Raw genomic sequence first — 21939 nt, forward strand, 5'->3', positions numbered from 1 at the left:
GTTCGCGAAAACCCCGTTCGCGGCCACGTATAATGGCCGCATTCCGCGTTGCCCGCGGCCCGGCTGGGCCCATGCGGCGCTCGTTTCGCCGCCTGTCCGCCCGCTCGCGACGGCCGCGAACCGAACGCGTCCGCACGAGTCCAACCGGCGCGTTTCGCGTCGCCCGACAGTGTCGGGCGAGTGCCCGAAACGCCCGCCGCCTTGCCGTTCAACCCTGCGCGTTTCGCACCGCACTTTCTGCCATCAGCCTGAATCGATCATGCGTCTGTCTTCCCAAGGCCTCAAGTCCCTCGCTTCCTCCATCGCCTTCGGCACCGCCGCGCGCAACGTCGCGCTCGGCGTGATGCTGCCCGTCGCGCTCGCATCGACCATCGTCGTCGCCGAGGCGAAGCCGGCCGCCAAGGCCAAGGCCGCGCATGCGGCGCCGGCCGCCGAGCAGTCCACCGGCGCGCCCGCGACCTACATGCCGGGCGCGGTGCCGCCGCCGGGCGTGAACGCACGCTCGTGGGTGCTCGTCGACGCGACGAGCAACACGGTGCTCGCATCGGGCAATGCGGACGAACGCGTCGAGCCGGCGTCGCTGACGAAGCTGATGACGGCGTACCTCGTGTTCGAGGCGCTCGACAAGAAGAAGATCTCGATGGAGCAGATCGTCACGCCGAGCGACGCGGTGCGCCGCGTCGGCCGCGACGAGTCGCGCATGTTCATCGAGGCGAACAAGCCGGTGTCCGTGCATGACCTCGTGTACGGGATGATCATCCAGTCGGGCAACGATGCCGCGATCGCGCTGGCCGAACTCGTCGGCGGCAGTGAAGGGCAGTTCGTCACGATGATGAACGACGAGGCCGCGCGCCTCGGCATGAAGGGCACGCACTTCGCCGACGTGAACGGCATGCCCGACCCGAACCACTACACGACGGCCGGCGACCTCGCGAAGCTGTCCGCGCACCTGATCCGCGATTTTCCGCAGTACTACGGGATCTTCTCGGAGAAGGAATTCAAGTACAACAACATCCGCCAGGGCAACCGCAACCGGCTGCTGTGGCTCGACCCGACGGTCGACGGCCTGAAGACGGGCCATACGCAGGCGGCCGGCTACTGCCTGATCGCGTCGGCCAAGCGCGCGATCCCGGGTGTCGACGGCCAGCGCCGCCTCGTGTCGGTGATGATGGGCGAGCAGAAGGAAAGCGACCGTACGCAGGACAGCATGAAGATGCTGAACTACGGCTACAGCGCGTTCGACTCGGTGCGCCTGTTCAAGGGCGGCCAGGCGATCGCGACGCCGCGCCTCTACAAGGGCAAGGACAACACCGTGCAGGTCGGCGTGAGCGCCGACCAATGGGCGACCGTGCCGCGCGGCCTCGGCGACAAGGTCAAGACCGAAGTCGACGTCAACGCGCCGCTGATCGCGCCGCTCGCGCAAGGCCAGCGGGTCGGCACCGTGAAGATCGTCGCCGACGGCAAGACGCTGTCCGAATTCCCGGTCGTGGCACTGCAGGCCGTGCCGGAAGCGGGTATCTTCGGACGTATCTGGGACTCGATCCTGCTGATGTTCAGCAAGAAGAAGTAAGCGCGACGGGCCTTTGTTTTCACGACTTCATCCCCATCTGTCATAGCCATGAGCCAAGCCGAATTCGAACCGATCGTCTACCTCAGCGTCTCGTCGCAGGAGGAACTGGTACCGCTGTCCGAAGCCCGTGTGCCGGTGCTCGACCGCGGGTTCATCTTCGGCGACGGCGTGTATGAAGTCGTCCCCGTGTATGCGCACGACGGCGCGCACGTGCCGTTCCGGATCGAACAGCATCTGGAGCGGCTCGCGCGCAGCCTGAAGAAGATCGGCATCGACGACCCGCACGATGCGGCCGGCTGGCGCGCGCTGATCGAGCGGGTGGTCGCGGCGAACGCCGAAGGCCTCGGCGACGGCAACGCGCTCGTCTACCTGCAGGTGACGCGCGGCGTCGCGAAGCGCGGCCACGCGTTCCCGGCGAACGCGGTGCCGACGGTGTTCGCGATGACGAGCCCGCTGCGCCTGCCGTCGGAAGAGGAGCGCGCGAAGGGCGTGCGCTGCGTGACGGCCGAGGATCGCCGCTGGCTGCATTGCGACATCAAGTCGATCTCGCTGCTCGGCAACGTATTGATGGCGCAGCATGCGGCCGAACGCGACGCGTTCGAGACGATTCAGTTGCGCGACGAAAACGTGACCGAAGGCTCGTCGTCGAACGTGTGGATCGTGAAGAACGGCGAACTGTTCGCGCCGCCGCGCAGCAACAAGATCCTCGAAGGGGTCCGCTACGCGCTGGTCGAGCAACTGGCCGACGAATGCGGGATCCGGTTCGTCGCGCGCGAGATCAGCGAGGTCGAGCTGCGTTCGGCCGACGAAATCATGATCACGTCGGCCACCAAGGAAATCCTGCCCGTCACGTCGCTCGACGATCTGCCCGTGCAGGGCGGCAAGCCGGGCCCCGTGTTCGCGGCGCTGTACGACGCGTACCAGCGTGCGAAGGCGCGCGAGTTTGAACAGTTTGACCTAACCCGGAGAAAATGATGAGCGAACCGACCAAAACCGTCGAGGTCACCGGCGCGATCGAAACCCGGAAGGAGTCGCTGCTGGAGTTTCCGTGCGATTTCCCGATCAAGATCATGGGCAAGGCGCACCCCGAATTCAAGGACACGATCTTCAAGGTCGTGGCCGTTCACGACAACGAGATCGACGTCGAGAAGATCGAGGAGCGCGCGTCGAGCGGCGGCAATTACACGGGCCTCACGATCACCGTGCGCGCGACGAGCCAGGAGCAGCTCGACAACATCTACCGCGCGCTGACCGGCCATCCGATGGTCAAGGTCGTGCTCTAACGCCCGTTCCGGCAGTCCGGGATCAGCGCAAACGGCCGCTGATCCCTTTCCATCCGCCCTCCAGCGCGCACTCGGCGGGGCATTTCCCCGCCGCGCGCCGCGCGTCCAGCTCGTCGCACAGACGCTTGTATTCGGCGACTTCCTCGAACAGCCAGGTCCGGAACGCCTGCACGCGCGGCGTGTTCAAGAGCGGCGGCGGACACACGAAAAAATAGTGCCACGGGCTCGGCCCGTCGATGTCGAACAGGCGCACGATGCGCCCGTCGAGCAGGTCGTGCACCGCGAGCGAGCGGCGCACCAGCGCGATCCCCTGGCCCTCGATCGCGGCGAGCAGCAGGTTCGACGAATCCTGGTACAGAATGCCCCGTTTCGGCTCGGTCAGCGTGTCGAGCCCGGCCGCGTCGAACCATGGCCGCCACAGCTCGTCGTCCGAGCGCAGCAGCGGGTAGTGCACGAGATCGGCGGGCGTCTGCGGCAGCTTGCCGCCGTTCAGTGTCGGCGCGCACGCCGGAAAGAACACCTCCTCGAACAGCGGCTCCACGTGCAGCCCCGGATAGCTGCCGAAGCCGAAGCGGATCGCGAGATCCACGTCGTCGCGCGCGAAATCGGTGAGCGAGTTGGTCGACTGCAGCTCGACGTCGATTTCCGGATGCCGCTCGATGAACGTGCCGATGCGCGGCGTGATGAAGCGCGCGGCGAACGACGACAGCATCGACACCACCAGCCGCCGGTCGCGGTCGCTCGCGCGCACGTCGCGCGTCGCGTCGGCGATCACCATCAGCGCGGTGCGGATCTGCTGCGCGTAGCGCATGCCGGCGTCGGTCAGGCACAGCCGCTTGCCGTTGCGCGTGAACAGCTGTACGCCGAGCTCTTCCTCGAGCGCGCGTACCTGGTGGCTGACCGCGCCGTGCGTGACGAACAGCTCGTCGGCGGCGCGCGAGAAGTTCTCGTGGCGGGCGGCGGCTTCGAACGCGCGAATCGCGTTCAGCGCCGGGAGCTGGCGGAGGTCCATTTGCTAATTTTCCTCACATCGACGTGAAAATTGGTCGTTTGGTCGGGCGCCTTCGAGTGACTACGATTGTAGCCATCGAAGCACTTATTGGCGGAGTCGATCATGCAAGAAATCTCTTCAAGCATCACCTTCGAAATTCCCGCGGGCGAGACCGTGCCGATGAAGGTGCAACGCAGCACGCGGCTGATCGTCCAGTGCGGGCCGGTCTGGGCGACGCGCAGCAACGACGTCGACGATTACTTCCTGGTCGACGGCGAGACGCTCAAGCTGCGCCGCGGCGAGCGGCTGTGGCTCAGCGCGGAAAGCCGGGAGGGCGCGCGCGTCGCGTTCTCGGTGTCGCGGCCGCCGCGGGAAGTCGCGCTCGGCGGGCTGGGCCGGTTGCGCGAACGCGTCGCTGCATTGGTCCACGACGGCTGGCGCACCGTCTGACCGTCGTTTCGTCCGACGGATACCGGCGATCCGTCCCCCACCCAAGGCCGGCGAGACCCACGGGTTTTCGGTAAACTACCGCCCATGTCCGTTTCGCCGGTTTCCATCGTGTCCACGCCTGTCGCCGTTTCCGCATCGCCCGCCGGAGCCTTGGATCAGCTGGCTCAGCCGGTCACCGTGCGGTGGCGGGGCCGCGAGGCCTACGAGACGAGCTTCGACGCGATGCGCGCGTTCACCGACACGCGCACCGCCGACACCGGCGACGAGATCTGGGTGGTCGAGCATCCGCCCGTCTACACGCTCGGCCAGGCCGGCGACCCGGCGCACCTGCTGGTGGCCGACAGCGGCGTGCCGCTCGTGAAGGTCGACCGCGGCGGACAAATCACCTACCACGGCCCCGGCCAGATCGTCGTCTACCTGCTGCTGGACCTGCGCCGGCGCAAGCTGATGGTGCGCACGCTCGTGACGAAGATCGAGCAGGCCGTGATCGACACCCTCGCGGCGTATAATCTCGCTTCGGTCCGCAAGGCGGGCGCGCCCGGGATTTATGTGGCATCCGGCGTGCACGAGGGCGCGAAGATCGCGGCCCTCGGCCTGAAGATCCGCAACGGCTGCAGCTATCACGGGCTGAGCCTGAACGTGAAGATGGATCTGCGCCCGTTTCTCGCGATCAATCCGTGCGGCTATGCCGGACTGGAAACCGTCGACATGGCGAGCCTCGAGGTTGCCGCCGACTGGAACGACGTCGCCCACACGCTGGTGGGCCGTCTGATCGCCAACCTCGACGGCGCATCCGCGGCCGCCGACAAGCCGCACGCACTGGAACAATCGAATGACTGACGTTACCGCTTCTCCCGCACCGGCCGATACGGCCGCGACCCCGGCCTACGATCCGACCGCCAAGCAGAAGGCGCAGGCGAAGACGGCGCGCATCCCGATCAAGGTCATTCCGATCGAAAAACTGAAGAAGCCGGAGTGGATCCGCGTGAAGGCGGCTACCGGCAGTTCGCGTTTCAACGAGATCAAGACGATCCTGCGCGAGCACAACCTGCACACCGTGTGCGAGGAAGCGAGCTGCCCGAACATCGGCGAGTGCTTCGGCAAGGGCACCGCGACGTTCATGATCATGGGCGACAAGTGCACGCGCCGCTGCCCGTTCTGCGACGTCGGCCACGGCCGGCCCGATCCGCTCGACGCGGATGAGCCGAAGAACCTCGCACGCACGATCGCCGCGCTCAAGCTCAAGTACGTGGTGATCACGAGCGTCGACCGCGACGACCTGCGCGATGGCGGCGCCGCCCACTTCGTCGAGTGCATCCGCGAAGTGCGCGAGCAGTCGCCCGACACGCGCATCGAGATCCTGACGCCGGACTTCCGCGGCCGTCTCGACCGTGCGATTTCGATCCTGAACGCGGCGCCGCCCGACGTGATGAACCACAACCTCGAAACGGTGCCGCGCCTGTACAAGGAAGCGCGCCCGGGTTCGGACTACGCGCATTCGCTGAAGCTCTTGAAGGACTTCAAGGCGCTGCATCCGGACGTCGCGACGAAGTCGGGGCTGATGGTCGGCCTCGGCGAGACGGAAGAGGAAATCCTGCAGGTGATGCGCGACCTGCGCGCGCACGACGTCGACATGCTGACGATCGGCCAGTACCTGCAGCCGTCCGAGCACCACCTGCCGGTGCGCGCGTACGTGCATCCGGACACGTTCAAGATGTACGAGGAAGAGGCGTACAAGATGGGCTTCACGCACGCGGCCGTCGGCGCGATGGTGCGTTCGAGCTATCACGCCGATCTGCAGGCGCATGGGGCGGGGGTGGTCTGAGCACCGCGTTTGCCTCCATCCGCGCAAGACCCGCAGTCCCGAAAGCCCGCAGCGATGCGGGCTTTTTCGTTGGCGCGGCGGTGATCCGCGCATGCGCGCGGCAATCGTCACCCGATCGGACGCGCGATCCAATCCGACACGAAAAGCAAAGCTGAAACGACATCGATTGCTTCGCACGATAAGTTCGCTCCCGCTGCGCGCAAAGCTCGTAAAGTCGGCTCTCCGCTTGCAACACCCGCATTCCGAAGGAGAGCCGCATGTCCCGTTTCAGCTTCATCCGCCGCGCGCTCGTCGCGCTGACCGCCTTTGCCGCGCTCGGCGCGGCGCACGCCGAATCGCGCGAAGTCGTGATCGCGTATCAGGACATGGTCGTGCCGTGGCGCTACGCGCAGGCGAGCGGTGAGGTCGAAAAGGCGACCGGCTACAAGGTCACGTTTCGCAAGCTCGACAGCGGCGCCGACGTGATCCGCGCGCTCGCGTCGGGCTCCGTGCAGCTCGGCGAAGCCGGTTCGAGCCCGATCGCGGCCGGCCTGTCGCAGGGGCTCGACATCTCGCTGTTCTGGGTGCTCGACAACATCAACGACGCCGAGGCGCTCGTCGCGCGCAACGGCTCGGGCGTGACCAGCGTCGCCGCGCTCAAGGGCAAGAAGATCGGCGTGCCGTTCGTGTCGACGTCGCACTTCCATACGCTCGTCGCGCTGCAGGCCGCGGGCGTGAATCCGAACGACGTGAAGATCGTCAACCTGCGTCCGCCCGAAGTCGCAGCCGCGTGGACGCGCGGCGACATCGACGCGACCTATATCTGGGACCCGGTGCTCGCGAAGGTCAAGCAGTCGGGCACCGTGCTCACGACGTCGGGCCAGGTCGCGAAGGAAAGCGGCAAGGCGACCTTCGACGGCTTCGTCGTGAGCCGCAAGTTCGCGCGCGAGAACCCGGAGTTCGTCACGCGCTTCGTGAAGGTGCTCGCGTCCGCCGATGCCGACTATCGCGCACACACCGCCGCATGGCGGGTCGGTTCGCCGCAGGTCGCGGCGGTCGCGAAGGTATCGGGCGCGAACGCGGCCGATGTGCCCGCGAGCCTCGCGCTCTATGCGTTCCCGACGCCCGCTGAGCAGGCATCGCCGACGTGGCTCGGCGGCGGCGCGCAGTCGGGCGCCGCGAAGTCGCTCGCGGCCACCGCTGCGTTCCTCAAATCGCAAGGCACGATTCAGACGGTGCTCGCGGATTATTCGGTCGGCGTCGATCCGCAGTTCGTGCAGAAGGCCGCGCGCTGAGCGCGGCAAGTCCGGCAACTCGGCCAACTCATCGCGGAGCCTCTCGATCATGAGCACGCTGGAAGTCCGCCAGGTATCGGTCGCCTATCCGGGCGAGCGCGGCAGGCCGACGACGCAGGCGCTCGCGCGCGTCGACCTGCGCATCGATGCCGGTGAATTCGTCGTCGCGCTCGGTGCGTCCGGCTGTGGAAAGACGACGCTGCTGAACTGCATGGCAGGCTTCGTCGCGCCGACGACGGGCGACGTGTGCGTCGACGGCGTGCCGGTCACGGGCCCCGGCGCCGATCGCGGCGTCGTGTTCCAGAAATACGCGCTGCTGCCGTGGCTCGACGTGCTCGACAACGTCGCGCTCGGGCTGCGCTTCGCACGCGTGTCGAAGGCCGAACGCGAAGCGCGCGCGGCGGAGATGCTCGCGCTCGTCGGCCTCGAGCGTCATGCGCATGCGCGCGTGTACGAACTGTCGGGCGGGATGCAACAGCGCGTCGGCATCGCGCGCGCGCTCGCGAGCGATCCGCGCGTGCTGCTGATGGACGAGCCGATGGGCGCGCTCGACGCGATGACGCGCGGCACGATGCAGGCGCTCGTGCTCGACGTGTGGGCGCGCACCGGCAAGACGGTGTTCTTCATCACGCACGACGTCGAGGAGGCTCTGTTCCTCGCGACGCGTCTCGTCGTGATGACGCCGGGCCCCGGTCGCATTGCCGAAACCTTCGAGCTGCCGTTCGCGCGCCGCTACGTCGAAACGCGCGATGCACGCGCGGTGAAGTCGTCGCCGGATTTCATCGCGTGGCGCGAGCGGCTGATCGCCTATCTGCATCGCGATGAGACCGTCGCGGAGGCCGCGCCATGAGCGAACTCGCGCGGCACGGCGTGGCCGTCGGACGCGGCCGGATCAGTACATTGCACAGGCAGGACAGCATGAGCACGCAGGATTCTTGGGCGGCCGATCGCACGGCCGCGGGTGTCGAGCCGGACGACGGTCGCACGACGCGGGCCGAGGCTGCGGCGCGCGCCGTGCGTGCGCGTCGTTCGTCGGGCCGTTATCGCTTGCCGGGGCAGGGGAAAACGGCTGCGCTCAGCGCGGCGACGGTCGCTGCGCTGGCCGTGCTGTGGTGGGTTGCGACGCATCGGCAATGGTTGCCGCCGCTGTTTCTCCCCACGCCGGAAGCCGTATGGACGGCCTTCGTCGACGCGTGTCACGGCCGCATCCAGGGCGGCCTGCCGTTGTCCGAGCATCTGTTGTGGAGCGCTGCCCGCGTGTTCGGCGCGTTCGCGCTCGCCGCCGCGCTCGGCGTGCCGGCCGGCATCCTGATGGGCGTGAGCCGCATCGCACGCGGCGTGCTGGATCCGCTGCTGGAGTTCTACCGGCCGCTACCGCCGCTCGCGTATCTTCCGCTCGTCGTGATCTGGTTCGGCATCGACGAAACGGCGAAGCTCGTCGTGATCTTCCTCGCATGCTTCGCGCCGATCGCGATGGCCGCACGCGCCGGCGTGCGCGCGGCGACGGTCGAGCAGATCAACGCCGCGTACTCGCTCGGCGGCAGCTTCGCGCAGATCGTGCGGCACGTCGTGTTGCCGGCCGCGCTGCCGGAAATCCTCACCGGGCTGCGGATCGCGATCGGGTTCGGCTGGACGACGCTCGTCGCCGCCGAGATGGTTGCCGCGACGGCCGGGCTCGGGCAGATGGTGCTCAACGCATCGAGCTTTCTGCGCACCGACATCGTCGTGATGGGGATTCTGATCATCGGCGCGATCGCGTGGCTGTTCGATCTCGCGATGCGCTGGGTCGAGCGGCGGGTGGTGCCGTGGAAGGGGAGAGGGTGACTCGAAGCAGGCGGCGCATGCTGCCGACAAGCGTCGATCATTCCCCCATCGCCACCCCTTCCCGCCGCGGATCCGCGCCACCGAACCACACCGTCTGCCCCTGCACGTTCAGCCGTTGGATCCCCTGCAGCCCCGAGTTCATCTCGACGACCTGCACGTCGTGCCCGCGGCCCTTCAGCCCGTCGACGAGCGCGTCCGATACGCGCCCGCGCTCGAGTTGCGTCGGCCCGTTCATCGACCCGAAGTTCGGCAGCGCGATCGCCTGCTGCATCGTCATCCCCCAGTCGAGCACGCCGACCAGCGTCTTCGCGACATGATTGATGATCGCGGGGCCGCCGGCCGAGCCGACGATCATCGTCACCTGCTTCGTCTTCTTGTCGAACACGAGTTCGGGCGACATCGCCGAGCGCGGCCGCTTGCCTGGCTGCACGCGGTTCGCGATCGGTCGGCCGTTGTCGGTCGACGCGAACGAGAAGTCGGTGAGCTGGTTGTTCAGCATGAAGCCGCGCACCATCAGCCGCGAGCCGAACGCGTCCTCGATGCTGGTCGTCATCGACAGCGCCTGACCGTAGCGATCGACGATCGCGATGTCGGACGTCGACGGCAATTCGGCGCTGCGGTCGTCGGCCATCGCGAGCGTCGCGCCCTGCGGCGTGCCGGCCTGCGCGACGCCCATGCTCGTGTCGCCGATCAGCCGCGCGCGCTGCGCGAGATAGGACTTGTCGGTGAGGCTCGCCCAGTTGCCGCCCGGCAGCGGCACGAAATCGGGATCGGCCACGTAGCGCGCACGGTCCGCGTACGCGAGACGCCCGGCTTCGCTGAACAGATGGGCGGCGAACGGCGTCGGCTCGTAGCCGAGCTCGTTGCGCACCGGCTTCTGCGCGCCGATCTGCTGCCAGTCGGGCATCGCCTCGAGAATGCCGAGCATCTGCGCGATCGCGAGGCCGCCCGACGATGGCGGCGGCATCCCGCAGACCACCGAGCGCCGATAGTCGGCGCACAGCGGCGCACGCACCTTCGCCTTGTAGCGCGCGAGATCCTGCAGCGACAGCAGCCCCGGGTTGGTCGGGTGCTTGCGCACCTTCGTGACGATGTCGCGCGCGATCGCGCCGCTGTAGAACGCGTTCGCGCCGCGGTCGGCGACCTGGCGCAGCACGGTCGCGAGCGCGGGATTCTTCAGCACCGTGCCGGCAGCCTTCGGTGTGCCGTCCGCATTGTAGAAATACGCGCGGGCGGCCGGGTCGTCGTGCAGGTACTTGTCGTTCGCGATCAGCATCGCGAGCCGCGGGCTGATCGTGAAGCCGCGCTCGGCGAGCCGGATGGCCGGCTGGAACAGCCGGCGCCACGGCAGCTTGCCGTGCGCGCGGTGCGCGGCGTCGAGCATCCGCAGCACGCCCGGCGTGCCGACCGAGCGCCCGCCGACGACGCCTTCGTAGAAGCCCATCGGCTGGCCGGTCGGCCCGTAGAAGAGGCGCTCGGTCGCGGCGGCCGGCGCGGTCTCGCGGCCGTCGTACGCCTGCGTCGTCTTGCCGTCGAAGTACAGCATGAACGCGCCGCCGCCGATGCCCGACGATTGCGGCTCGACCAGCGCGAGCACCATCTGCGTCGCGATGGCCGCGTCGATCGCGGTGCCGCCGGCCTTCAGCATGTCGTAGCCGGCCTGCGTGGCGAGCGGGTTCGCGGCCGCGATCATGAAGTGCTGCGAGGTCCAGCCCGACTTGTCGGTCCAGCCGGACGACAGTTCGGGCGCGTGAACGCCGGGCAGCGGGACGGCCGCGCCCGATGCGGCGGCGACCGGGACGACGGCGCCCGATGGCGCGGACGGGGACGTGCAGCCGGCGTTGAACGCGACGAGCGCGACGGCGGCGAGCAGCGTCCAGGGACGCGAATGCGGACGAATCCGGTCGAACATTGAACCCTCGGCAGCAGTGAATTCGAAGGAGACGGCGGCGTTGACGTTGGCGCTGGCGCAACGGCGCCGCCCGTCCCGGCGCGCTATTGTCGCCGCGTGCCCGGCGGCTTGTCATCCGACAGGAAACCCTGACGCATCCCGCCGGGCCCGCCCCGGCCGGTCTTTCCGGCCTGTTCGAGGATGAATTCTATGAACGTCGACGTCGCGCGCGTGTGGTGGCGGTTCGGCATGTACAGCATGTACATGTGCGTGCCGAAGATGCTGAGCCGGTATGCGTCGAGCGACGTGACGACGGCGCCGCGGCGCAGATCGTCCTGCATCACGTAGTCGGGCACGATGCCCACGCCGATCCCCGCGAGGATCGCCTGGCGCAGGAACAGGAAGTTCTCCGAAATCAGCGTCGGCTCGAGCAGCACCTCGTGACGCTCGTCGCCGAGATACGCGGCGATCCGCAGTTGCCGGCCCATCACCGTCGCGGTGACGACCGGCGCGGCGGCCAGCGCGCCGAGGCTCGCCGGCATCCCGTGCGCGGCCGCGAACGCGGGCGACGCGCACGCGACGTAGCGCACCGCGCCCATGTCGCGTGCGACGAGGTTCTGCGGCGGCTCGGACATCACGCGGATCGCGATGTCGACTTCGTCGCGCATCAGGTCTTCCACGCGGTTCTCGAACACCACGTCGAGCACGATGCCCGGATGCCGCCGCTTGAACGCGAGCAGCCAGTCGGACATCACCATCTGCCCGTAGCCGCTCGGCACCGACAGCCGCACGCGGCCCTGCAGATCCTGCCCGAGCGTGGTCACCGATTCCTGCGCGGCGAGCAGTTCGTTGCGGATGCGCCGGCCGTGCTCGTACAGCTTCAACCCGATCTCGGTCGGCTCCATGCGCCGCGTCGTGCGCCGCACGAGCTGCTGGCCGATCGAGCGCTCGAGCTGGTTCAGCCGGTAGCTGACGTTCGCCCGGCTCATCTTGAGCCGCTGCGCGGCCTTGCTGAGATTGCCGGCGTCGAGGATCTCGACGAGCAGCGTCAGCGCGTTCAGGTCCATGCGGGGTGTCTCCTGATCCGGCCCGTTTAACGATCCGAGCTGGTCCGAAACGGTCCGAAAGCATTCAATGTCAAGTCGGACTTGACAGCTTGTAAAAGCGTGCAGGAATTGTCAATGAATCTCGATCAATCGAGAATCGAGTCATGCCCGGCAACCACGCCGGATCGTTTCCCGCCGCGCGGGACAGCTCGCGAACCGGCACCGCCCGCCGGCCTGGCGAGCGGTCCCGTCCGCCCGGCGCACCGCACTTGGAGACACGATGAATTCACCCGCTTCCCACGAACCCGCCCAGACGGGCACCGTCACCCGCGAGCGGCGCGACAAGGTGCTCGTCGTCACGATCGACCATCCGCCCGTCAACGCGCTGTCCGCCGACGTGCGGCGCGGCCTCGCCGACGCGATCGACGCCGCGCAGGCCGACGACGCGATCCGCGCGGTGCTGATCGTCGGCGCCGGCCGCAACTTCATCGCGGGCGCCGACATCCGCGAATTCGGCAAGCCGCCGGTGCCGCCGTCGCTGCCCGACGTGTGCGAGCGGATCGAGTCGAGCACGAAGCCGGTCGTGGTCGCGCTGCACGGCGCGACGCTCGGCGGCGGCCTCGAGGTCGCGCTGGCCGCGCATTACCGGCTCGCGGTGCCGGGCGCGAAGCTCGGGCTGCCCGAAGTGACGCTCGGCCTGCTGCCCGGCGCGGGCGGCACGCAGCGCGCGCCGCGCCTGATCGGCGCGAAGGCCGCGCTCGACCTGATGCTGACGGGCCGCCATGCGAGCGCCGAGGAAGCGCTCGCGCTCGGCCTCGTCGATCGCGTCGCGCACAGCGACGACACGCTCGCCGAAGGGCTCGCGTACGCGCAGGAACTCGTGTCGCTCGGCGCGCCCGTGCGCCGCACGCGCGACGCACGGGGCCTGGCGGACCGCGCGGCCGCGCAGGCCGCGCTCGACGCGGCGCGCGCGGAATTGCCGAAGAAGTCGCGCGGCCTGTTCTCGCCGGCGAAGATCGTCGACGCGGTCGAGGCCGCGCTGACGCAGTCGTTCGATGCGGGGATGAAGCTCGAACGCAGCCTGTTCCTGCAGTGCGTCGACAGCCCGCAGCGTGCGGGCCTCGTGCATGCGTTCTTCGCGGAACGCGAAGCGGCGAAGGCGCCCGAGGCGCGGCGCGCGAGCGCACGGCCGGTCGAGCGGATCGGCGTGGTCGGCGGCGGCACGATGGGCGCGGGCATCGCGGTCGCGGCGCTCGACGCCGGGCTGCCGGTGACGATGATCGAGCGCGACGAAGCGTCGCTCGCGCGCGGCCGGGCGCACGTCGAGAAGGTGTACGACGGCCTCGTCGCGAAAGGGCGGATGACGCCGGCCGCGCACGCGGCGCGGCTCGCGCGCTTCAAGGGCAGCACGTCGTACGACGCGCTCGCGCAGGCCGACGTCGTGATCGAAGCCGTGTTCGAGGACATGGCCGTGAAGCAGGCCGTGTTCGCCGAGCTCGCCCGCGTGTGCAAGCCGGGCGCGGTGCTCGCGACCAACACGTCGTATCTCGACATCGACGCGCTCGCCGCGAGCATCGACCGGCCGGCCGATGTGATCGGCCTGCATTTCTTCTCGCCGGCCAACGTGATGAAGCTGCTCGAAATCGTCGTGCCGGCGCGCGTGAGCCCGGACGTCGTCGCGACCGCGTTCGCGCTCGCGAAGCAGTTGAAGAAGACGCCGGTGCGCGCGGGCGTATGCGACGGCTTCATCGGCAACCGGATCCTCGCCGTGTACCGGACGGCGGCCGACTACCTGATGGAAGACGGCGCGTCGCCGTACCAGATCGATCGCGCGGTGCGCGAGTTCGGCTTTCCGATGGGCCCGTTCCAGGTGGTCGACCTCGCGGGCGGCGACATCGGCTGGGCGACCCGCAAGCGCCGCGCGGCGACGCGCGACCCGAACGCACGCTACGTGGAGATTTCCGACCGGCTGTGCGAGCGCGGCTGGTTCGGGCAGAAGACCGGCCGCGGCTACTACCTGTATCCGGACGGCGCGCGCGTCGGCACGCCCGATCCGGAAGTGGAAGCGATCGTCGCGCAGGAACGCGCGAAGAAGGGCGTCACGCCGCGCACGTTCACCGACGGCGAGATCCTGCGCCGCTACCTCGCCGCGATGATCAACGAAGGCGCGAACGTCGTGCACGAGAAGATCGCGCTGCGCCCGCTCGACGTCGACGCGGTGTTCCTGCACGGCTACGGCTTTCCGCGCTATCGCGGCGGCCCGATGCACTACGCGGACACGATCGGCCTCGCGAACGTGCTCGCCGATATCCGCGCGTTCGCGAAGGAAGATCCGCTGTTCTGGAAGCCGTCGCCGCTGCTCGTCGATCTCGTCGCGCGCGGCGCGGATTTCGCGAGCCTGAACCGCATCGACTGAACGCCAACCGCATTTGCAACGGACCGAAGATGGACCTCGATTTCACGCCCGAAGAAGAAGCCTTCCGCGCGGAAGTGCAGCGCTTCCTGCAAGCCGAACTGCCCGAGCGCATCGCGCGCAAGGTGAAGGGCGGCCTGCATCTGACGCGCGACGACATGCGCGAATGGCACGCGATCCTGAATGCCCGCGGCTGGCTCGCGAGCCACTGGCCGCGCGAATACGGCGGCCCCGGCTGGAGCGTCGCGCAGAAGTTCCTGTTCGACAACGAATGCGCGCTCGCCGGCGCGCCGCGCATCGTGCCGTTCGGCGTGAACATGCTCGGCCCCGTGCTGATCAAGTACGGCAGCGACGCGCAGAAGCGCCATTGGCTGCCGCGCATTCTCGACGGCACCGACTGGTGGTGCCAGGGCTATTCGGAGCCGGGCGCCGGCTCCGATCTCGCGGCGGTGAAGACGAGCGCGGTGCGCGATGGCGATCACTACGTCGTGAACGGCCAGAAGACGTGGACCACGCTCGGCCACTACGCGAACATGATCTTCTGCCTCGTGCGCACCGCGACCGACGTGCGCAAGCAGGAAGGCATCAGCTTCCTGCTGATCGACATGAGCACGCCGGGCGTCGAGGTGCGCCCGATCATCACGCTCGACGGCGAGCACGAGGTGAACGAGGTGTTCTTCACCGACGTGCGCGTGCCCGTGGAAAACCTGGTCGGCGAAGAGAACCGCGGCTGGACCTACGCGAAATACCTGCTCACGTACGAGCGCACCAACATCGCCGGAATCGGCTTCTCGACCGCCGCCCTCGACCGGCTGCGCGCGGTGGCCGCGAAGGTCGCGAAGAACGGCCGGCCGCTCGCGGACGATCCGTTCTTCGCGGCACGCGTCGCGCGCGTCGAGATCGAACTGGAAAACATGCGCACGACCAACCTGCGCGTGCTGGCCGCGGTCGCGGGCGGCGGCGTGCCGGGCGCGGAAAGCTCGATGCTGAAGATCCGCGGCACGCAGATTCGCCAGGAGATCACCGCGCTGATGCGGCGCGCGATGGGGCCGTATGCGCAGCCGTTCGTCGAAGAGGCGCTCGACGCCGACTACGCGGGCGAACCGGTCGGCCCCGACGAAGCCGCGAGCGCCGCGCAGCAGTATTTCAACAACCGGAAGCTGTCGATTTTCGGCGGCTCGAACGAGATCCAGAAGAACATCATCGCGAAGATGATGCTCGGGCTGTAACGAGGGACGCGACGATGGATTTCCAGCACACAGAAGACCGCCGGATGCTGGCGGACACGTTGAACCGCTTCATCGCCGAACAGTACGCGTTCCCGGTGCGCGACCGCATCGCGCAGTCGGCCGAAGGCTTCGACCGCGCGATGTGGCGGCGCTTCGCCGAGCTCGGCACGGTCGGCGCGCTGTTTCCGGAAGCCGACGGCGGCTTCGGCGGCGCGGGCTTCGACATCGCCGTGGTGTTCGAATGCCTCGGGCGCGGGCTCGTCGTCGAGCCGTTCCTCGGCGCGCTGCTGGCCGGCCGTGCGCTGTCGCTCGCGGGCGGCGATGCGCATCGCGACAAGCTCGCCGCGCTGATCGACGGCAGCGCGAGCGCCGCGTTCGCACACGACGAGCCGGGTTCGCACTACGAGCTGACGACCGTGCGCACGCGCGCCGAACGTGCAGGCGACGGCTGGGTGCTGACGGGCGCGAAGGGCGTCGTCGACCAGGCCGCGCAGGCGGCGTTCTTCGTCGTCAGCGCGCGCGTGTCGGGGCGCGACGACGACGCGGCCGGCATCGGCCTGTTCGTCGTGCCGGCCGATGCGCCGGGCGTGTCGCTACGCGACTACCGGAAGATCGACGGCGGCCGCGCGGCCGAAGTGCGCTTCGAGCGCGTCGCGCTGCCGGCCGATGCGGCGCTCGGCGCGCACGACGGCGAAGCGGGCGCCGAGCTGCTCGAACGCGTGCTCGGCTACGGGCTGCTCGCGTTGTCGGCGGAAGCGCTCGGCGCGATGGACGTCGCGAAGGAAGCGACGCTCGACTACCTGCGCACGCGCAAGCAGTTCGGGTTGCCGATCGGCAGCTTCCAGGCGCTGCAGCACCGGATGGCCGATCTGCTGCTCGAAGTCGAGCAGGCGCGCTCGGCCGTGATCAACGCGGCCGCGCAGCTCGATGCGCCGCGCGCGGTGCGCGAGCGCGCGCTCGCCGCGGCGAAATACAGCATCGGCCGGATCGGCACGCTCGTCGCCGAGGAATGCATCCAGCTGCACGGCGGAATCGGGATGACGTGGGAATTGCCGCTCGCGCACTACGCGAAGCGGCTCGTGATGATCGATCACCAGCTCGGCGACGAGGATCACCATCTCGCGCGCTACATCGCGCTGTCCAAACGATAACGGCGCAAACGCGAATGGAGGAGACGACGATGACGAACGAAGCGCGCGCGCTGCCGCTGGCCGGCGTGAAGGTGCTCGATTTCTCGCGTGTGCTCGCGGGCCCGTGGTGCGCGATGGTGCTCGCCGATTTCGGCGCGGAAGTGATCAAGGTCGAGCATCCGGCGCGCGGCGACGATACGCGCGACTGGGGGCTGCGGATCGGCGACACCGAGACCACGTATTTCAACAGCGTGAATCGCAGCAAGCGGTCGATCTGCGTCGACCTGCAGACGGAAGCCGGCCAGCGCCTCGCGCGCGAGCTGGCCGCACGGGCCGACGTGGTGATCCACAACTTCAAGTTCGGCGGCGCGGAGAAGCTCGGGCTCGGCTACGCCGCGCTGGCCGAGCTGAATCCGCGCCTCGTGCACTGCGCGATCTCCGGCTACGACCGTTCGGGCCCGGAGGCCGCGCGGCCCGGCTACGACCTCGTCGTCCAGGGCGAGGCCGGGCTGATGGCGCTGAACGGCGAGGCGGGCCAGCCGCCGCTGAAGTTCGGCGTCGCGGCGGTCGACCTGTTCACCGGCATGTATTCGGCGCAGGCGATCCTCGCCGCGCTTTACGAGCGCCATGCGACGGGGCGCGGTCGCCGCATCGAGATGGCGCTGTTCGACTGCGGGCTGATGATCACCGCGTACTACGGGCTCGACGCGCTGCTGATGGGCGAGGACCCGCCGCGCTACGGCAACGCGCATCCGTCGATCGTGCCGTACGGCGTGTTCGATGCGGCCGACGGCCCGCTCGTGATCACGGTCGGCAACAACACGCAGTTCGCGCGCTTTTGCGACGCGATCGAGCGGCCCGATCTCGCGGCCGACGAACGCTACAGGACCAACCTCGGCCGTTCGGAGAATCGCGCCGACCTGCTGCCCGAGATTCGCCGCGAACTCGCGCGCCGCTCGCGTGCGACGCTGCTGGCGGCGCTCGCCGCCGCGGGCATTCCGTGCGGCGAAGTGCTCGGGCTGCACGAAGCATTGACGTCGGAACGCGCCACCCGCGCCGGGCTCGTCACGCGGCAGCCGCATCCGGTCGCGGGCGGGGTCGACGTGCTCGCGCCGCCATACCGCTTCGACGGCGCGCGGCTGCCGGTGCGCGGTGCGCCGCCGGTGCTCGGCGCGGATACGGACGCGGTGCTCGGCGGCTGGCTCGGGATGTCGGCCGACGAGGTGGCGCGGCTGCGTGCGGATCGCGTCGTGTAACGCGTTGCATGGATTGCCGCCGCGGCGCGGGCGGAGCAGTCGATACGCGCCGACCATCCACGAGACAGCTCTCGCGATACGACGAGACGATATTGGAGACAACATGGAGCTTTCCGTCATCGAATCGGTCACGGCGCGCCCTGACTACCAGCAGCTCGTGCGGGCACGGCGCCGCTTCAGCTTCATGCTGACGGCGCTGATGATCGCCACGTACTACGGCTTCATCCTGCTCGTCGCGCTCGCGCCGCACGTGCTCGCCGCGCCGCTGTACCGCGGCGCGACGACGACGGTCGGGATCGCCGCGGGCGTCGCGATCATCCTCGTCGCGATCGGCCTGACCGCGTGCTACGTGCTGCGCGCGAACCGTGCGTTCGACCGCCGCGTCGACGCGATCCTGCAGCGTTCGTAACGGAGGCCGACATGCGATTCGTTTCGCGCGCGCTCGTCGCGCTGGCCGTTCTCGTTTCCTCCGCCGCCCGTGCGACCGGCGTCGCCGGGCCGATGCCCGACAAGGTCGAGCTGAACCCGGTCGCGATCGGGATGTTCTTCGCGTTCGTGTTCGCGACGCTCGCGCTCACGCGCTGGGCCGCGCGCCGCACGCGCTCGACACGCGACTTCTACACGGCCGGCGGCGGCATCACCGGGCTGCAGAACGGGCTCGCGATCGCGGGCGATTACATGTCGGCCGCGTCGTTCCTCGGGCTGTCGGGCATGGTGTTCATGTTCGGCTTCGACGGGCTGATCTATTCGATCGGCTTCCTGGTCGGCTGGCCGTTCGTGATGTTCCTGATCGCCGAACCGTTGCGCAACCTCGGCAAGTTCACGTTCGTCGACGTCGTCGCGTACCGCTTCGCGCAGCGGCCGATCCGGCTGCTGACGTCCGCGAACGCGCTGACGATCGTCGTGCTGTATCTCGTCGTGCAGATGGTCGGTGCGGGCAAGCTGATCCAGCTGCTGTTCGGGCTGTCGTACGGCACGGCCGAGCTGATCGTCGGCGTGTTGATGGTCGTCTACGTATTCTTCGGCGGGATGACCGCGACCACCTGGGTGCAGGTGATCAAGGCCGTGCTGCTGCTCTGCGGCGCGACGCTGCTCGCGTTGCTGGCGCTCGGCGAATTCGGCTTCGACATCGACGCGATGTTCCGCCGCGCGGTGGCCGTGCATCCGGGCGCGCTGTCGATCATGGGGCCGGGCAAGCTGATCCGCGATCCGGCCAATGCGCTGTCGCTCGGCATCGCGCTGATGTTCGGCACGGCCGGCTTCCCGCACATCCTGATGCGCTTCTTCACGGTGCCGAACGCGAAGGAGGCGCGCAAGTCGGTGCTCTACGCGACGGGCTTCATCGGCTATTTCTACCTGCTGACCTTCGTGATCGGCTTCTCGGCGATCGTGCTGCTCGCGCAGCATCCGGAATTCTTCCGGCTCGGCGCGAACGGCACGTTCAACCTGACGCACGACCTGCTCGGCGGCTCCAACATGGTCGCGGTGAAGCTCGCGCAGGCGGTCGGCGGCAACTGGTTCTACGGGTTCATCGCGGCCGTCACGTTCGCGACGATCCTCGCGGTGGTCGCCGGCCTCACGCTCGCGGGCGCGACGACGATCTCGCACGACCTGTACGCGCAGATGTGGGCGCGCGGCAAGCCCGACGAGCGGCTGGAAATGCGCATCTCGCGCGCGGCGACGATCGCGCTGTCGGCCGTCGCGATCGCGCTGTCGATCCTGTTCGAGCACGTGAACGTCGCGTTCATGGTCGGGCTCGTCGCGGCGGTGGCCGCGAGCGCGAATTTCCCGGTGCTCGCGACGTCGATCTTCTGGCGCGGGATGACGACGCGCGGCGCGGTGCTCGGCGGCGGCCTCGGCCTCGTGTCGGCGGTCGTGCTGACGGTGCTGTCGAAGTCGGTGTGGGTCGACGTGCTGCATCATGCGCACGCGCCGGTGTTCCTCGACAACCCGGCGCTCGTGTCGGTGCCGCTCGCGTTCGTCGGGATCGTCGTCGGTTCGCTCGCGGATCGCGGCGAGCGCGCGCGCCGCGAGCGCGACGCGTTCGCGCGGCAGGAGTTCTACGCGCAGACGGGCGTGCTCGCGAGCCGGGCCGTGCAGCACTGATTCACCCGATGAAACAATGCGTCCGTCCGGATCGCCGGACGGATATTTTCCGGAAATCCGGAATTCCGGATTTCCTTGCCTGCCGCATTACGGGAAATACAATGAAAACAATGGCTTGAGGGGTTCCGGAAACCTGGCATCGACCTTGCAATATGAAAAGCACGGCCATCCCCCGGCCCGACTATTAAACCAAGGAGACAATCGATGACCAGCGCCTTCCTCCCCTGTCGGATGTTCTGAGGCATCGCTTGTTGCGGCACGGCAGCCGCGCGGGCGAATGCCTTCTCCCCTGAGACATTCGCCTGCGCGCGTGACGCCGTTTCCACCGGCTCATCATCTACTTCAGCAGGAACCATCGTGAAGAAGAAACCCTTCTACAAAGTGCTCTATGTGCAGGTGATCTTCGCCATCATCGTCGGCGTGATCCTCGGCCACTACTACCCGGCGCTCGCCACCGACATGAAACCGCTCGGCGACGGCTTCATCAAGCTGATCAAGATGGTGATCGGCCCGATCATCTTCTGTACGGTCGTCACCGGCATCGCCGGCATGGAGGACATGAAGAAGGTCGGCCGCGTCGGCGGCAAGGCGCTGCTGTACTTCGAGATCGTGTCGACCTTCGCGCTGGTGCTCGGCCTCGCGGCCACGCACCTGCTGCGTCCGGGCGTCGGCTTCAACATCGATCCGGCGACGCTGAACGGCAAGGAAGTCGCGTCGTACGCGGCGAAGGCGCACGGGCAGTCGACCGTCGACTTCCTGATGCACATCATCCCGAACACGATGGTCGACGCGTTCGCGCAGGGCGAAATCCTGCAGATCCTGCTGATCGCGCTGCTGTTCGGCAGCGTGCTCGCGCACCTCGGCGAGCGCGGCAAGGTCGTGACCGACTTCATCGACGGCCTGACGCGCGTGCTGTTCGGCATCGTGCACATCGTCACGAAGCTGGCCCCGATCGGCGCGTTCGGCGCGATGGCGTTCACGATCGGCAAGTACGGCGTCGGCTCGCTGGTGCCGCTGCTCAAGCTGATCGGCACGTTCTACCTGACGTCGGTCGTGTTCGTGCTCGTCGTGCTCGGCGCGATCGCGCGCTTCACCGGCTTCTCGATCATCCGCTTCGTGTCGTACATCAAGGAGGAGCTGCTGATCGTGCTCGGCACGAGCTCGTCGGAAGCCGCGCTGCCGCAGCTGATGGAAAAGCTCGAGAAGGCGGGCTGCTCGCGTTCGGTCGTCGGCCTCGTCGTGCCGACCGGCTATTCGTTCAACCTCGACGGCACCAACATCTACATGACGATGGCCGTGCTGTTCATCGCGCAGGCGACCAACATCGAGCTGACGTGGATGCAGCAGCTCACGCTGCTGGCCGTCGCGATGCTGACGTCGAAGGGCGCGAGCGGCGTGACCGGTGCGGGCTTCATCACGCTCGCCGCGACGCTGGCCGTCGTGCCGACGATCCCGCTGTCGGGCATGGTGCTGATCCTCGGCATCGACCGCTTCATGAGCGAATGCCGCGCGCTGACGAACATCGTCGGCAACGGTGTCGCAACCGTCGTCGTGTCGGCGTGGGAGAAGGAGCTCGACCGCAACAAGCTGCGCCAGGCGCTGAAGGGCGGCGCCGAAGTCGCGCCGACCGAGACGGCCGGCGTCTGACGCG

19 protein-coding genes are annotated in these 21939 nt (G+C 68.3%); 16 read left to right on the top strand and 3 right to left on the bottom strand.

Annotated features, from left to right (window positions below):
* Positions 1–259 precede the first annotated feature (259 nt).
* The 3 genes from WT53_RS28950 to WT53_RS28960 are packed head-to-tail and all read left to right on the top strand — an operon-like array spanning position 260 to position 2853.
* Entirely contained in the window at positions 260–1570 is a 1311-nt protein-coding gene (locus WT53_RS28950) for a D-alanyl-D-alanine carboxypeptidase family protein (protein WP_060262478.1), read from the top strand.
* 48 nt (positions 1571–1618) lie between these two features.
* Complete coding sequence (locus tag WT53_RS28955) at positions 1619–2545, top strand: D-amino acid aminotransferase (RefSeq protein ID WP_034208484.1); 927 nt, start codon at positions 1619–1621, stop codon at positions 2543–2545.
* Positions 2545–2853, top strand: coding sequence for a YbeD family protein (locus tag WT53_RS28960; RefSeq protein ID WP_011546305.1), 309 nt, complete (start codon positions 2545–2547; stop codon positions 2851–2853). The genes WT53_RS28955 and WT53_RS28960 overlap by 1 nt, the downstream gene beginning before the upstream one ends.
* Before the next feature lie 22 nt (positions 2854–2875).
* Here the strand turns inward: WT53_RS28960 and WT53_RS28965 are convergent, their stop codons facing one another.
* A complete protein-coding gene (locus WT53_RS28965; RefSeq protein ID WP_006485238.1) occupies positions 2876–3865 on the bottom strand; it encodes a transcriptional regulator GcvA in 990 nt (329 codons plus the stop codon).
* 102 nt (positions 3866–3967) lie between these two features.
* On the opposite strand from WT53_RS28965, the gene WT53_RS28970 reads away from it, so the two are divergent.
* The 6 genes from WT53_RS28970 (at position 3968) to WT53_RS28995 (ending at position 9217) form a co-directional block, all read left to right on the top strand.
* Positions 3968–4294: a DUF2917 domain-containing protein gene (locus tag WT53_RS28970; RefSeq protein WP_060262527.1), complete on the top strand. Its 327-nt coding sequence runs from the start codon at positions 3968–3970 to the stop codon at positions 4292–4294.
* 84 nt (positions 4295–4378) lie between these two features.
* Entirely contained in the window at positions 4379–5134 is a 756-nt protein-coding gene (gene lipB / locus WT53_RS28975) for a lipoyl(octanoyl) transferase LipB (protein ID WP_060262480.1), read from the top strand.
* Entirely contained in the window at positions 5127–6119 is a 993-nt protein-coding gene (gene lipA / locus WT53_RS28980; protein WP_006499067.1) for a lipoyl synthase, read from the top strand. Before lipB ends, lipA begins: the two co-directional genes overlap by 8 nt.
* 257 nt (positions 6120–6376) lie before the next feature.
* On the top strand, positions 6377–7393 hold the full coding sequence (gene tauA, locus WT53_RS28985; RefSeq protein WP_060262482.1) for a taurine ABC transporter substrate-binding protein: 1017 nt from the start codon (positions 6377–6379) through the stop codon (positions 7391–7393).
* 49 nt (positions 7394–7442) lie between these two features.
* Positions 7443–8243, top strand: coding sequence for a taurine ABC transporter ATP-binding protein (locus WT53_RS28990; protein WP_060262484.1), 801 nt, complete (start codon positions 7443–7445; stop codon positions 8241–8243).
* Complete coding sequence (locus WT53_RS28995; RefSeq protein ID WP_060262486.1) at positions 8240–9217, top strand: ABC transporter permease subunit; 978 nt, start codon at positions 8240–8242, stop codon at positions 9215–9217. The genes WT53_RS28990 and WT53_RS28995 overlap by 4 nt, the downstream gene beginning before the upstream one ends.
* Positions 9218–9254: 37 nt before the next feature.
* On the opposite strand, the gene ggt is transcribed toward WT53_RS28995, so the two are convergent.
* Together ggt and WT53_RS29005 are read right to left on the bottom strand one after the other, a co-directional pair.
* Entirely contained in the window at positions 9255–11129 is a 1875-nt protein-coding gene (gene ggt, locus WT53_RS29000) for a gamma-glutamyltransferase (protein WP_060262488.1), read from the bottom strand.
* An 83-nt stretch (positions 11130–11212) separates the two neighbouring features.
* On the bottom strand, positions 11213–12175 hold the full coding sequence (locus tag WT53_RS29005) for a LysR family transcriptional regulator (RefSeq protein ID WP_034208478.1): 963 nt from the start codon (positions 12173–12175) through the stop codon (positions 11213–11215).
* Between the two features lie 259 nt (positions 12176–12434).
* On the opposite strand from WT53_RS29005, the gene WT53_RS29010 reads away from it, so the two are divergent.
* From WT53_RS29010 to WT53_RS29040, 7 genes are all read left to right on the top strand, one after another.
* The gene (locus tag WT53_RS29010; protein WP_060262490.1) at positions 12435–14570 is read left to right on the top strand and encodes a 3-hydroxyacyl-CoA dehydrogenase NAD-binding domain-containing protein; all 2136 of its coding nucleotides are present in this window, start codon (positions 12435–12437) and stop codon (positions 14568–14570) included.
* Positions 14571–14599: 29 nt separating this feature from the next.
* Positions 14600–15796 carry an acyl-CoA dehydrogenase family protein gene (locus WT53_RS29015; RefSeq protein ID WP_060262492.1) on the top strand — a complete coding sequence of 399 codons (1197 nt, stop codon included), beginning with the start codon at positions 14600–14602 and terminating at the stop codon, positions 15794–15796.
* A 14-nt stretch (positions 15797–15810) separates the two neighbouring features.
* Positions 15811–16947 carry an acyl-CoA dehydrogenase family protein gene (locus WT53_RS29020; RefSeq protein ID WP_060262495.1) on the top strand — a complete coding sequence of 379 codons (1137 nt, stop codon included), beginning with the start codon at positions 15811–15813 and terminating at the stop codon, positions 16945–16947.
* Positions 16948–16976: 29 nt separating this feature from the next.
* Positions 16977–18182, top strand: coding sequence for a CaiB/BaiF CoA-transferase family protein (locus WT53_RS29025; protein WP_060262529.1), 1206 nt, complete (start codon positions 16977–16979; stop codon positions 18180–18182).
* A gap of 103 nt (positions 18183–18285) precedes the next feature.
* Positions 18286–18591, top strand: a complete 306-nt coding sequence (locus WT53_RS29030; RefSeq protein ID WP_034208474.1) for a DUF485 domain-containing protein — start codon at positions 18286–18288, stop codon at positions 18589–18591.
* Positions 18592–18602: 11 nt separating this feature from the next.
* Complete coding sequence (locus tag WT53_RS29035; protein ID WP_060262497.1) at positions 18603–20288, top strand: cation acetate symporter; 1686 nt, start codon at positions 18603–18605, stop codon at positions 20286–20288.
* A 357-nt stretch (positions 20289–20645) separates the two neighbouring features.
* Entirely contained in the window at positions 20646–21935 is a 1290-nt protein-coding gene (locus tag WT53_RS29040) for a dicarboxylate/amino acid:cation symporter (RefSeq protein ID WP_034208472.1), read from the top strand.
* Positions 21936–21939 lie beyond the last annotated feature (4 nt).

Origin of the sequence: Burkholderia sp. MSMB2157WGS (assembly GCF_001532755.1) — a bacterium.
GTDB lineage: Bacteria > Pseudomonadota > Gammaproteobacteria > Burkholderiales > Burkholderiaceae > Burkholderia.